The organism is Thermomicrobiales bacterium (assembly GCA_023954495.1).
Lineage (GTDB): Bacteria > Chloroflexota > Chloroflexia > Thermomicrobiales > CFX8 > JAMLIA01.
Genome location: JAMLIA010000083.1, coordinates 1 through 13,290, shown reverse-complemented (window position 1 = coordinate 13,290; position 13,290 = coordinate 1). Strand labels below are relative to the sequence as shown.

At 65.0% G+C, this 13,290-nt stretch carries 12 protein-coding genes; 8 read left to right on the top strand and 4 right to left on the bottom strand.

Going from position 1 to position 13,290, the window contains the following annotated elements; translation table 11 throughout:
- Window positions 1-119 precede the first annotated feature (119 nt).
- The 3 genes from M9890_13265 to M9890_13255 form a co-directional block, all read right to left on the bottom strand.
- A complete protein-coding gene (locus M9890_13265) occupies window positions 120-2,519 on the bottom strand; it encodes a PxKF domain-containing protein (GenBank protein MCO5177920.1) in 2,400 nt (799 codons plus the stop codon).
- A 105-nt stretch (window positions 2,520-2,624) separates the two neighbouring features.
- Window positions 2,625-3,440: a PxKF domain-containing protein gene (locus M9890_13260; GenBank protein ID MCO5177919.1), complete on the bottom strand. Its 816-nt coding sequence runs from the start codon at window positions 3,438-3,440 to the stop codon at window positions 2,625-2,627.
- A gap of 686 nt (window positions 3,441-4,126) precedes the next feature.
- The gene (locus M9890_13255; protein MCO5177918.1) at window positions 4,127-4,978 is read right to left on the bottom strand and encodes a right-handed parallel beta-helix repeat-containing protein; all 852 of its coding nucleotides are present in this window, start codon (window positions 4,976-4,978) and stop codon (window positions 4,127-4,129) included.
- 752 nt (window positions 4,979-5,730) lie between these two features.
- Between M9890_13255 and M9890_13250 the strand changes: the two genes are divergently transcribed.
- The 6 genes from M9890_13250 to M9890_13225 all read left to right on the top strand — a co-directional run bounded on the left by M9890_13250 (window position 5,731) and on the right by M9890_13225 (window position 8,175).
- Window positions 5,731-5,901 carry a hypothetical protein gene (locus tag M9890_13250; protein ID MCO5177917.1) on the top strand — a complete coding sequence of 57 codons (171 nt, stop codon included), beginning with the start codon at window positions 5,731-5,733 and terminating at the stop codon, window positions 5,899-5,901.
- Between the two features lie 5 nt (window positions 5,902-5,906).
- Window positions 5,907-6,302 (top strand): bacterial transcriptional activator domain-containing protein, encoded by a 396-nt coding sequence (locus M9890_13245; GenBank protein ID MCO5177916.1) that lies wholly within the window; start codon window positions 5,907-5,909, stop codon window positions 6,300-6,302.
- A gap of 431 nt (window positions 6,303-6,733) precedes the next feature.
- Window positions 6,734-7,318, top strand: coding sequence for a hypothetical protein (locus M9890_13240; protein MCO5177915.1), 585 nt, complete (start codon window positions 6,734-6,736; stop codon window positions 7,316-7,318).
- Window positions 7,275-7,622: a hypothetical protein gene (locus M9890_13235; protein MCO5177914.1), complete on the top strand. Its 348-nt coding sequence runs from the start codon at window positions 7,275-7,277 to the stop codon at window positions 7,620-7,622. Before M9890_13240 ends, M9890_13235 begins: the two co-directional genes overlap by 44 nt.
- Window positions 7,583-7,852 (top strand): hypothetical protein, encoded by a 270-nt coding sequence (locus M9890_13230; GenBank protein ID MCO5177913.1) that lies wholly within the window; start codon window positions 7,583-7,585, stop codon window positions 7,850-7,852. The genes M9890_13235 and M9890_13230 overlap by 40 nt, the downstream gene beginning before the upstream one ends.
- The gene (locus M9890_13225) at window positions 7,849-8,175 is read left to right on the top strand and encodes a hypothetical protein (GenBank protein ID MCO5177912.1); all 327 of its coding nucleotides are present in this window, start codon (window positions 7,849-7,851) and stop codon (window positions 8,173-8,175) included. Before M9890_13230 ends, M9890_13225 begins: the two co-directional genes overlap by 4 nt.
- Before the next feature lie 85 nt (window positions 8,176-8,260).
- On the opposite strand, the gene M9890_13220 is transcribed toward M9890_13225, so the two are convergent.
- Complete coding sequence (locus M9890_13220; protein MCO5177911.1) at window positions 8,261-8,713, bottom strand: phenylalanine--tRNA ligase beta subunit-related protein; 453 nt, start codon at window positions 8,711-8,713, stop codon at window positions 8,261-8,263.
- Between the two features lie 688 nt (window positions 8,714-9,401).
- Here M9890_13220 and M9890_13215 point away from each other — a divergent pair.
- Window positions 9,402-11,291, top strand: coding sequence for a CocE/NonD family hydrolase (locus M9890_13215; protein MCO5177910.1), 1,890 nt, complete (start codon window positions 9,402-9,404; stop codon window positions 11,289-11,291).
- A 314-nt stretch (window positions 11,292-11,605) separates the two neighbouring features.
- The coding region (locus tag M9890_13210; GenBank protein MCO5177909.1) for a TetM/TetW/TetO/TetS family tetracycline resistance ribosomal protection protein at window positions 11,606-13,290 on the top strand (1,685 nt) is incomplete at its 3' end.

Here is a 13,290-nt window from a genome sequence, read left to right as displayed (position 1 = left end):
CCCTGCGGGTTGCCGGATTGCGGCGGGGGGTCGTGCGCGCGCTCGCCCGCCGTCGTTCTGTGTGGAGGTCCTGGCCATGACCGTTGGGGCGATCATCGTCAGGAGAGCAACGCTTCCTCTTAGAGGAAGTGGTAGGTGATGTCGTGGGAGGTGCCGTCCGTCAGGGTGACGCGGAGCACCTGGCAGGTTCCAGCCATCGCGCGGGATGTTTTCCATTGGAAGATGAAGGTGTTTGCGGCACCTTGCTGTAACTCGCCCTTACGACCCACCGGCAGGGCGATCGTCGGCTCCGTCCCTGGGGCAGCATTACAGGCGATCGATGTGATGCTCTCCACTGCATCCAGACCAACACCACCATTGATGACGAACACGACGGTCAGCGGGGGACCGGCCAGCAGCTTTCTCGGTCCGCGCCGAGAATCCGTTGCGGGGACAAAACCTTGCCAGTCGTAGTGAACCGTGTAGGTTGCTGAGACGGGCAAACTGGAATTACCGGCGTTGTCGATTGCTCCAGCGCAGGTGACGGTGATGTCACCGACCGTACCGCCAGTTATGCTGAGCTCTGCAGCGGTCGTCACGCCTGACGTGGGGTCGATGGTGAGGCAGCCGACCGACGGCATGCTGTCGCCGACCGTATACACCGCACCATCAGTGATGCCGGTGACACTGACGATGGGTGCGGTGGCATCACGCTGGATGGTGACAGACTGGCTGGCGGTACCACCGGCGCTGGTGCCCTCGCAGGTCAGCGTCGTGCCAGCGGTGTCTTCGGTGATGATCGCGTCGTCACAACCAGCCGAGGCGCTGATGGCCGACTCGTCGTCAACGACACTCCAGGAGACGGTCACGTCGCTGGTGTACCAGCCGTTGCTGCCCTGGGTGCCGTTCACCGTCGGCGTGATGACCGGGGCAGTGGTGTCGGCGAGCGCCTCGAACGCACCGATGTCGCAGGCCGTCCCCAGTGGTCGCTCGACGCCGCGCTGATCGATCGTGAGCGTCGTGCCGCAGCCGAGGGTGCCGACCGGGATACGGTCGAGCGCCGGGCTATTCGAAGCGAGCGCGTGGGTCTGCGTGGAGCCGCCATTGTCGGCCAGTGGCTCGAGCAGCGGGTCGGCGTTGGGCAGGCTGGTGGCGGCGCTGACGCAGGTCGCGTCACTGGACAGGTTGTAGCCGCTATCGACGATCTCGGCGACGATGAGCGTACCTGGGTCGTTGATCCAGCAGGATGATCCATCTTGATCGGCAAAGATCGAACCGGCAATCGTCATGGGGCTGAAGGTGGCTATGCTGTTTCCCTTGTCAGCCGCCGAATTCCCGCTGAAGGTACTGTTGGCAACAACATTGTCAGCCGCTGAGCCAAACTGGTACGAACCGATCCCTCCACCCGTCTTTGCGGAATTGCCGCTAAACGTGCTGTTGATGATGTTGAGAGGTTTTGACGCGTATATTGCACCGCCGGTATCCGTTGCATGGTTCCGATCAAACGTGCTGCTGATCATACTGATGGTCGAGTCACCTTCAGTGTAGATAGCACCACCCATCCAGCCCGTGTTTTCAACGAACTCGCTGTCAGCGATCTCTATCGATGTTGCGTACGTCGTGAAGATCGCGCCTCCATAGCCGCCACTAGCGTCGGCAGTGTTTTCGATGAAGCTGCTCCCGGTAATCGCCAGATCGCCGCCGAACATGGCGATGCCGCCACCCCAGCCATACTCACCCGCGTCGTTATTGGAGAACGAGCTGCCGATGACGGTGAGGTCAGTATCAGCGTAGACGCCGCCGCCGGTGCCTGATTCACCGCCTTCGTTATTGGTGAAGATGCTGTCAACGATCGTCGCCGAGCCGGTGCCCATGCTCGACACCCCTCCGGCGAGGTAGGTGCTCAGATTGTGCTCCACCGTCGTGTTCTCGATGCGCAGCACTGAATCGGCAGAATGGATCGCGGCACCGATATATCCGGTGTTGTCGGAGAATGTGCTGTTCGTGATGGTGACAGTGCTCGACGAGGCGTTGATTGCGCCGCCCCATCCGCCCCAAACGTTGACGTAGCCGTTGCCGGTGAAGACACTGTTGGTGATGGTGAGCGTGCTCGAAGCAACGTGGATACCGCCGCCTTCCTCGGCACTGCCATCGCTGATCGTCAGGCCGTCGAGCGTGGCGGTGACGCCGTCCTTCACCAGGAACACCCTCGTGGCATTCCCACCGCTGATCGTCAGCATGTCTGCGCCCAATCCCTGGATCGTGATGTTGCCACTGATTATCAGCACACTCGTGAGGACGATCGCGCAGGGGCAATTGTTCAGGGCGAAGGTAATCGTGTGGTCACCCGACAACCCTGATGCATCTTGCACAGCCTGACGCAGCGACCCGGGGCCGCTATCGTCCGTGTTCGTTACGGTGAAGCTCGCCGCCCGGCTCACCGCAGGGACGAGCGTGACGAGCAGGCCGGCCAGCAGGAAGGCGCTCAGGAGCAAGCGCACGAACGAGCGGGAGGAGTAAACTGCGACAGGCCTCGCCATATCCATATCCCTTTCAATCACCATTTCTACCGGCGTATGTCGTTCCGCAGCAGGGCGCTGGGTGACGAACAGAACCCCGCTGCGGGCGGTTGTATGCCGCGTTGCTTACTTGAAGTTGAATATCGCTTCGTGAGACGTGCCATCCGCCAGGGTGACGGTCAGCACGCGGCAGGTGCGCGCCCACGAGCGTGGCGTCGTCCAGATGAACAGGTACTGGTCGCTGCGTCCCAGACTGACCACACCGATGTTGAACAGCGATCCGGCACTGACTTCACCAACACCCGGTGCGTTGCTGCAACTGCGCGAGGTGATGCTGGTGACGGCGTCGCGTCCCTGGTTGCCATCGATCGAGAACAGGACCGGCACCGGCAGCAAGGCGATCCAGGTGGTCGCCTTCGGCTGGTTCTTCACCACGCCGCTGAAGCCATTCCAGTCATACTGCACGGAGTAGGTCGCCGAGGCTGCTGCCGCTGTGTTGCCGGCGTTGTCCGTCGCACCAGCGCAGGTGACGGTGATGTCGCCGACCGGTCCGCCTGTCGTGCTGACGGTGGCCTGTGTCGCGACGCCGGAGGTGGCGTCGGTCGTGGTGCAACTTGCGACCGGAACGGAGCTAGCCGGGTAGGTTGAACCATCAGCAACGCCGGCCACAGTCACAACCGGAGCGGTCGCGTCGCGGCCAATGATCACGTCCACCTGCGCCGCCGCACCACCCGACGAGGTCGCCTGGCACGAATAGGTTGTCTTCATCTGATCGGCATTGATGGTCTGGTCGGCGCAACCCACCTGACTAAGCGTGTCTGGTGACTCCAGATCAATAACCGTCCAGGTCAGGGTAACATCGCCGACGTACCACCCGTTGTCGCCACTTGGGATAGCGGGATCAAGCGTGTAGGTGATGACGGGCGGCGTTCCATCGAACACACTGTATGTCGCCGATGCCGAACCGCTGTTTCCAGCGTGATCTGTTGCACCGACGCACAAGACAGCCACGGGACCGAGCGGACCGCCGGCTTGCGCGAGCACAGCGTTGGTCGCCACGCCGGATGTCGCCAGTGGCTCGAGCAGCGGGTCGGTGTTGGGCAGGCTGGTGGCGCGCTGACGCAGGTCGCGTCACTGGACAGGTTGTAGCCGCTATCGACGATCTCGGCGACGATGAGCGTACCTGGGTCGTTGATCCAGCAGGATGATCCATCTTTGATCGGCAAAGATCGAACCGGTAATCGTCATGCGCTCCAGTTGGCTATGCTGTTTCCCTTGTCAGCCGCCGAATTCCCGCTGAAGGTACTGTTAGCAACAACAAAGTCAGTGGGGGCCAGTGGAGTACAGCCATCCCTCCACCCCTCTTTGCGGTATTGCCAGTGAATGTGCTGTTGACGATGGTAAAGGGTACTCCGCGTACAATGCACCACCGTCATACACCGAACGATTCCGATCAAATGTGCTGTTGTTGATGGTATTGGCGGCTTGTTCGCCCTCGGCATAGATGGCACCACCGCGCCAACTAGTGTTTTCGACGAACTCGCTGTCCGATATGTGCATCGTTGCGTCGGAGCTGTAGATAGCGCCACCCTTCAGCTTATTCTCAATGAAGCTGCTCCCGGTAACCGTCAGGGTGCCGAAAGACTTGGCGATAGCGCCTCGAAACTGCCTAATGGACCCGCATCGTTGTTGAAGAACGTGCTGTCGATGACGGTGAGGTCGTTCCCTTCGGCATATACCGCACCGCCAAATGCTCCTGCATTTCCGGTGTTGTCGGTGAAGATGCTGTCGACGATCGTGACAGAGCCAGTTCCCATCGACGACACCCCACCGGCAAGGTAGATACTGTCATTGTGTTCTACCGTCGTGTTCTCAACGCGTACCACTGAATCAGCAGAATGGATGGCGGCTCCGATATATCCATTGTTGCCGGAGAATGTGCTGTTCGTGATAGTGACCGTGCTCCACGAGGCGTTGATTGCGCCGCCCCACACGCGCCAATCCCCGAAGGACCCGTTGCCAGTGAACACGCTGTTGGTGACGTTGAGCGTGCTCGAAGCAACGTGGATACCGCCGCCATTGTCGGCACTCCCATCGCTGATCGCCAGCCCATCGATTGTGGCAGTGACACCATCCTTCACCAGGAATACACGGGTCGTGTTGCCGCCGCTGATCGTCAGTAGCTCCGCGCCCGGTCCCTGGATGATGACGTTGCTATCGATGACCAATTGACTGGCGACGGTGATCGTGCCGGTCAACCCATCCTCGAACGAGATCGTATCGTCGCCAACCGCCGCCTTCGCGTCAGCCAAGGCCTGACGTAGTGAGCCAGCCCCGGACTCATTGAGGTTCGTTACCGTGAAGCTGGCTGGCCGGCTCACCGCCGGGACGAGCGTGACGAGCAGGCCGGCCAGCAGCAGCGCGCTGATCAGCACTCGCAATCGCGCCTGACCGATCGGGATCGTTTGCTGTCGTTCCATCTCCCTGCACCTTTCCGTCGTTGCTGCGCCGGTGTCTTACGCCGGCCCGGCATCGTCTCTCCAGGACGGCGCATCCGGCGCATCTGATGCGGTACGCTCGTCCTGATCCGGCGTGGTGAGGCGCAGCAGATAGGCGGCAAGATGCTCGATCGCGCAAACCCCGACCGCTCGCCACCATCAGTCGGGCGCAACGATGCCCGCCATGGTCCACCCGCCTGCTCCTGCCACAACGTGAGCAAAAAGCTCTGACGTTGGGCGCACGCGGGGGCGTGTCCCCCGGATGTGTCACTGCTCTCGTCCGTTCATGCTCTCAGCCTGACCGATGACTGCACTGCAATGCGACCTGACTGCGACTGGAACGCAAAAATGGTGTCAATTCTGTTTGCACGAATGCGGTTGAGTCGTGATATGGTGAGCGTGTTCATGTGCATTTTCGCAGTGTTGATATACGTTTCTGGAGTCCCCCTGTGGGTACGACATCCGCTGCCTGGGCACGTTCCAGGTGCTCCACAACGGCGCGCCCTCGGCGGCCTGCGCGGCGTCAAGGTTCAGGCGCTGCTGGCCTATCTGGCGATTGAGGCGGATCGGCCCCATAGCCGCAGCTTGCTGGCCGGGCTGCTATGGCCGGAGCTGCCAGAGCCCGACGCGCTGCGCAACCTGACGCAGTCACTCGTGCGCCTGCGAGCCGCTTTCGCAAACGACACGAACCCGGTGCGAACCGCACGGCGCTGCAGTGGCGCGCCGATGCGGCTGTGGTCGATACGGGAGTTCGTGCGGCTGGCCGAAAGCCCGGAGCCAGCCGATCTGAACGAGCCGCCGCGCTCTATCAGGGCGAGCTGTTGGCCGGATTCAACCTGCCGAGCTGCGAGGCGTTTGAGGACTGGCTGCTGCTCAAGCGGGAGAGCTGCGCGAGCGAGCGCTGACAATCCTGCAGGCAGTCGCTGAGCATCACCTCGCTGCCGGGCACCCCACCGAGGCGGTGGCCGCTGCCGGGCGGCAATTGGCACTCGATCCCTGGCAGGCCGCCTACCGCCACCTGATGCGCGCGCACGCGCGCAACGGAGATCGCGCTGCCGCGCTGGCCGCCTATGCCCGCTGCGTCGAGACGCTCCGCAATGGCCTCGGCGTCGCGCCAGACCGCGAAACGACGCAGATGGCCGAGCACATTCGAGCGAGCGGTGCCACTGCGAGCACAACACCCACCGCACTGCCGAGCGCCCGATCGCACGCGCACAACCTGCCGGCCGCGCTCGCGCCGCTGATCGGGCGCGAAAGGAACTGGCGAGGCTGCTCAAGCTGCCGAATAGTTCATCGCGATTGGTAACGATCGTCGGTGCCGGCGGGTTGGCAAAACGCGGCTGGCCCTCGAATGCGCCTGGGTCATACAAGCAGGCTTCTCCGATGGCGTCTGGTGGGTGCCGCTGGCGGGTGTGCAGGCCGGTGCGGACCCGGCGTTGCAAGTCGCGACCGTCGCGGGGCCATTGCCGCTGCCGCTTAGTTTGGTCATGGATGGCCAACGCGCCCCGCTGGCGGCCCTTGCCATCACTTCCGCGCCCGAACGGCGCCACGATTCTCGATAACGCGAGCATCTGCCCGAAGTGGGCAACGTTGCACGGACACTGCTGCGCGCCGCGCCGGGATTGCGCATCCTGGCGACATCACGCGACCAGTGGGCATCAGCGGAGAAGCACTGCTGCGGCTGGGGGTCTGTCCGTCCCGACCACCGCGGCGACCGACCCGACCGGGCACGCCGGTGTGCGCCTGTTCCTGGATCATGCAGGTCGTCGGGTTCCGGGCTGGGGACAGGAGGCGAACGAGGTCGCCGGTGCCGCGCGCCTGTGTGGGCTGCTCGACGGCTTGCCGCTCGGCATCGAGCTGGCCGCGCACTGGATCGATCACTACAGCACCGACGAGATCGCCGACGCGCTGCAATCCGATCTGGACTCGCTGGCAGCACGCACCCGCGACATTCCGGACCGACATCGCAGCCTGCGCGCGGTCTTCGAGCACTCGTGGCGTCTGCTCAGTGAGGAAGAGACGGGCGTTGATGCGGCTGGTGGTCTTTCACGGCAGCTTCGATCGCGCCGCCGCACAGGAAGTCGCAGCCACACGCGCCGGAGTGCTGGTCCGTCTGGTGGACAGGTCGCTCCTGAGCCAGAGCGGAACCGGGCGCTACGCGCTCCACGAGCTGTTGCGTCAGTTCGCTGCCGAGCGGTTGGCGAGCGAGTCGGAGGCGGCGGCGCTGCGCGCGCGGCATGCGCACTACTACACATGACGCTGGCCGAGCAATCGGCAGATGATCTCTACGGTCAGGGCCGGCGCCTGGCTCCCCCGCCTTGAAGCCGAGCATGACAACCTGGGGGCGCTCGGCTGGGCAGGCGACCAGCCAGATGGCGAGACGGAGATCCGGCTGGTCGGTGCGCTCGGTCGATTCTGGCTGCTGCGTGGCTACATCGGCGAAGGTCGCGAGTGGGTTGAGCGGGCATTGGCTCGGCCCGACTTTGGGGACGCGCCGCTCTCCGTGCGGGCCCTGCTCTGTCGGGCCGGCGGCATGCTGGAACGCAGGGCGATCGGCGGCGACCAACTCTTCGAAAGCAGAGTGTCGTGCTCTACCAGGCAGCGGACGATACAGCCGGGGAGGTGAACTCGCTGATCCTGCTGGCCGGCATTGCCTACGACTACGGGAGTTCCCGCGCGATCGAGATTTGGGAGCGCTGCGTTCCGCTTGCACGACGGATCAACCATACGGAGGCGTTGGTGCGCTCGCTGAGCAATCTCGGCGCGGCCTGGTTCTACCTCGGCGACCTTGACCGCACGGTCACTGCGCGAGGAGGCACTGTCGATCTCGCGCGCGGCGGGGGTTCACCCGCATGACCGGCGCGATCTACTCAAACCTCGGCAACGTGGCGAACCGCAAGGGGGAGACGCAACGCGCCACGACCGCGCTGCGGGAAGCGCTCACGCTCAACGTCGCGATGAACGATCCTCGCCAGATCGCCGTCACGCTCGAGCGCTTCGCCGCCGTCGCCGTCACTGACCGACAGGTGGAGCGTGCGGCGCGCCTGCTGGGTGCCGCACAGCAGATACGAAGCAGGCTCGCGCGATTGCCGCGACCGCCGAACGTGAGGAAGCCGACCAGACCTCCTGCACCGGGCGGACGCACTCGGCGCAACACGTTGGACTGCGCTGTTCAATGAGGGCGCTGCACTCAGCCAGGAAGACGCCATCAGGTTCGCACGCGACGATGGCTGCGGAGCCAGCTGACCCGCGCGAGCTACGCGGTCAGTCCGCGCTCCCGCCGGCACCGATCAACCGCTGCGCAACGACGATGTCGGGCCCGAGCCGAGCGAGATGGCCAACGAGCTCATCAGTCGCCGCCTGCAGCGCCGCGTTGGTCAGCGGCTCGAGCGCATCGAGGATGAAGATCGCGGAGGTCGTCTCGTCGTGCAGTTGCGTGCGGCGCGCCTGCCGCCAGTTCCAGCGTCGGCAGGTCACCCCGGCATCGTCGCACCAAATCACCTCGCCCGGCTCGGGATGCTCGATAATCTCCTCGCCGCCCGCGACCGTGTCGAACGACTCGTCACCGGTCGCGCGGATCCGCGGTGGACCGCTGTAGCGGTGCAGATCCTCGCCACCGAGCGGAATCTGATGCTGTACCGAGATCGCGTTGTAGATGTCGGTCAGCCGGTTGATCCGTGGCAGGCCGTCGGCAGCCCGCCGCAACAGCGCCTCCAGGCTGTTGCGCGTACGCTGCGGCTTCGCGCCGAACGCGCGGTAGGCATCGCGCCAGGCCGCGACGTGCGGGAGCTGGTCGGGCGGCGCATCACCGAGCGCCGCGACTGCGCAGCCTCCGAGCGCTGCAACAGCGCATCGTTCGCCTCATCACTCTCGCCCGGCTCGCCCATCGACCGCCAGCAGCATGACGCGATAGTCCGGCCGCAGCGCGAACACCGCGTCATCGACCGACGCGCCAGCGAGAAACTCATTCAGGGTTGCCAGGTCAGCCATGCAGGTCCTCTCCTTGGGGGAGCCAATGCCAACGTAGACGAATCATAGATGCGCTGAGTGAGCCGAGAAATCTCTCCAACGTTGGACTGAGTCAAACGGGTGAGAGATCTCTCACTGCGGGTGCCCCCTGGGCGGCAGATGGCAGGACAAGGGTTGGCCGCCGAGCGGACTACTCGCCATTGCTGGCACTAACCACCCCCCGGCTGTCCAGCACGGCTCGCTGGCTTGGCGACCAACTTTTCCACCTGTCATCTTGAGGTCGCAACCGAAAGATCTCCCACCCGTTCGATACATTCCAATGCCGCGGAAATTCGTCGCTGCCGATTACGGCTGGCGGTCTTGACGAGCGTCACGTCTCGCGGTCTCATGCACGGATACATCCTGGCAGCGACAACGCAGCACGAAGGAGGAGCGCGTGGGTGAGTGGCGAGGCGCGGCGGAATCGGCGGAAGAGTACGGGGTACTGGCCGCCCTGGAGGTCATGATGCCGATGCGGGACGGGGTGCGGCTGGCGACCGACTTGTACTTCCCGGCGCAACCGGACGACCCCGGTGTGCGCGTCGATGGGCGTCACCCGGTACTACTGGTGCGCACGCCCTACAACAAGCGCAACGACGACACGCGCATCGGCGCGGAGTACTTCACCCGCCGCGGCTACGTCGTCGCCATCCAGGACTGCCGCGGGCGCTATCGCTCCGAGGGCACATTTTATTTCCTGACACAGGAGCCAGAGGACGGCTACGACACGATCGAGTGGCTCGGCGCGCAGCCCTGGTCGACCGGCAAGGTCGGCATGTTCGGCACGTCCTACCTCGGCTGGACGCAGACCGCAGCGGCGGTGCTGAACCCGCCCAGCCTGGCGACCATGGTCGTCAACCAGGCCGGCGCGAACGCCTACACCAGCTCGGTGCGGCAGAACGGCGCGATGGAGCTGCGCTTCCTGGCCTGGGCGTTCATGGAAGCCGCAACCCATCCGGAGGTCGTCAACGATCCGGTGCGCAAGGCAGCGCTGCAGAGTGTTTCGTCGCTGGAATGGCTTCAGCACCTGCCGCTGCGGCCGGGCCTCTCGCCCCTGGCGCTGGTGCCGTCGGTCGAGCGCTGGGCGCTGGATCTCTACACGAACGGCGACTACACGGAGTATTGGGACCACCCAGGCCTCAACTTCGCCAAGTACTGGGACGAGCACGCCGACGTGCCGCTGCTGCTCTGCGGCGCCTGGTACGACTCGTACACTCGGGCGACTCTGGAGAACTTCGCCGGGCTGGGCGAGCGCAAGCGCGGCCCGGTGCGGCTGCTGATGGGCCCGTGGACACACAGCATGGTCGATGTCAGCTACGCTGGCGACGTCGAGCTCGGCCCGACTGCCCCAGTCGCCGGGAATCTGGGCGAGGAGTTCCTCCACCTGCATCTGCGCTGGTTCGACCACTGGTTGAAGGGGATCGACAACGGCGTCGGTGAGGAGCCGGCAGCGCGGCTGTTCGTTATGGGTGATGGCGACGGCGAGACGCGCCGCACCCACGACGGTCGCCTCTGGCGCGGTGGCCACTGGATCGACGCGGACGCGCTGCCGCTCCCCGGCACGACGCAGACGGACTACTACCTGCTGCCGGACGGCGGCCTCGGCACGATCGCTGGAACCGGCACGGCATCGACGACGTTCCGCTACGATCCGACCAACCCGGTGCCGACCGTCGGCGGCAACCTCTCGTCGCTCTCCGACGCGATCGCGGTCGATGGCGACGAGCGCGGACGGATCAGCTACGAGCAGCGCTGGAACAGCGTCGTCTCGATCGGCGGGCAGGATCAGCGCGATCCCGAGACCGGCATGCCGCTGGCGGCGCGCGACGATGTCGTCGTCTTCCAGACCGAGCCGCTGGCCGAACCAGTGCAGGTCATCGGCGCACTGGAGGCCACGCTCTACATCTCGTCGTCCGCGCCGGACACGGACTTCACCGTGAAGCTGGTGGATGTGTTCCCGCCGTCGGAAGACTATCCGCACGGCTACGCGCTGAACCTGTCCGACACGATCTTCCGCTGCCGCTACCGCGACGATCCGGCCAACCCGACGCTGATGGAGCCGGGGCAGGTCTACGAGCTGACGATCCCGATGTACGGCACCGGCGCGGTCTTCGGCCGTGGCCACCGCATTCGGGTCGACATCTCATCCAGCAACTTCCCGCGCTTCGACCCGAACCCGAACACCGGCGAACCGATCGGCCGCCACCACCGGTCGCAGGTCGCTGAGAATACGATCCACCACGACGCCGCGCACCCTTCGCGGATCACGCTGCCGGTGGTGGAGTGAGGACGGCCCTCATCCCCCGGCCGCTGCCCAGAGGGCTCCCGCCCAACGTTGGGAGAGGGGGTGTCCTGTGGACGACGAGTTCGTTTGCCGTTTCGTAGGGATGGCGCTGGCGCCGTCCTCGCCGTGAGGCGACGCCGCAGCGCCGCAGGACGACCCGCGGCCAGTAGCGCAATCCGCCGTCTGTTGCTACGATGCGTCCGCGCGATGCTGTCGCGCCCATCATCGTTGCGCGATCCGGAGTGAGAAGGAGAGTCCCATGCGGAGCCTGTTGAAGAACCAGACGTCCACCTGCTTCTTCAACGAAGGTAGCGTGCATGGCAGAACTCAACCTCGGGATCCTGGCGCATGTCGACGCCGGTAAGACGACCCTCACCGAACGCATCCTCTTCCAGAGCGGCGTCATCGCCGCGCCCGGCAGCGTCGACAAAGGCACAACACAGACCGACACGCGGGACCTCGAACGGGCCCGCGGCATCACCATCTGGTCGGCGGTCGCGTCGTTCCGGCTGGACGATCTCACCGTCAATCTGATCGACACCCCTGGCCACGGCGACTTCATCGCCGAGGTGGCGCGTGCGCTCGATGCGCTCGACGCCGTCGTGCTGGTCGTCTCGGCCGTCGAGGGCGTCCAGCCGCAGACGCGACGGCTGGCGCGCGCGATCAGGGCAGCTGGCCTGCCGCTGATCGTCTTCGTCAACAAGATCGACCGCCTCGGTGCACGCGGCGAACCGCTGCTGGACGATATCCGCCAGAAGCTCGGGCTGCGCGTCGTCGCGCTGAACCAAGCAACCGACCTCGGCGAGCGCACGGCGAACGTCGAGCCAATCGACCGCGACGATCCGGACTATCTGGCGGCGCTGACCGACCTGCTGGCCGAGACAAGCGAGCGGGTGATTGAGGAGTACGAGCGCAGCGATGGCGCGCCGTCGTCCGCGTTCCTCGCTGCCGAGCTGCGACAGCAGGTGGCGACGCGCGATGTCGTGCCGGCGCTGTTCGGCTCGGCGATGACTGGCGTCGGCGTCGATGCGCTGCTCACCAGCATCGCCGACTGGCTGCCGCCGGCAGAGGCTAATTGCGACGCGCCGACGAGCGGGACGGTCTTCAAGATCGCGCGGCGACCGGGCGGCGAGAAGCTCGTCTACGTCCGACTGTTCAGCGGTCGGCTAGTCGTCCGCCAGCACGTCTTGCTGCAAAGACGGAACACATTCGGCGAAACGCTGGAGATCGACGAGCGCATCACGGCAATCGACCGGTTCAGCGGTGGTGCGACGGTGCAGTCCGCCGAGCTGCGAGCTGGCCAGATCGCGATCCTGCATGGGCTGCGCGACGCGCGCATCGGCGACCACATTGGCGAGCAGGACGGGGTGGGCAGAGCACCGACGGCGTTCCCGCCACCGGCGCTCGAGAGCATCGTCCGCCCGATCGACAAGAGCAAAATCACGCAGCTACGCGAGGCGTTGGAGCAGCTTGCCGAGCAGGATCCGCTCATCTCCCTCCGCCAGCGCAACGAAGCGGGCGAGATCTCGGTACGCCTCTTCGGCGAGGTGCAGAAGGAGGTACTGACCGACACGCTGACCCGCGACTACGGCCTCGACGTCTGGTTCGGGCCGAGCCGGACAATCTGCGTCGAGCGCGTCATCGGCAGCGGCGCGCAGACCGAAGTGATCGGCGCAGATGACAACCCGTACTACGCCGGATTGGGCTTCCAGGTCGAAGCCGGGCCATCGGGCAGCGGCATCCGCTACGAACGCGAGCTCGGTTCACTGCCGCCAGCGTTTTACCGGGCGATCGAGGAGACCGTCTACGAGACGCTGCAGCAGGGGTTGTGCGGCTGGGAGGTGATCGACTGCGTCGTCACACTAAAGGACCTGGCCTACTGGTCGCCGGTCAGCACAGCCGGTGACTTCCGCAAGCTGACCCCGCTGGCGCTGATGGGAGCGCTGCGGCAGGCCGGCACGCAGGTCTGCGAACCGATCGAAACACTGGAGCTGGAGATCCC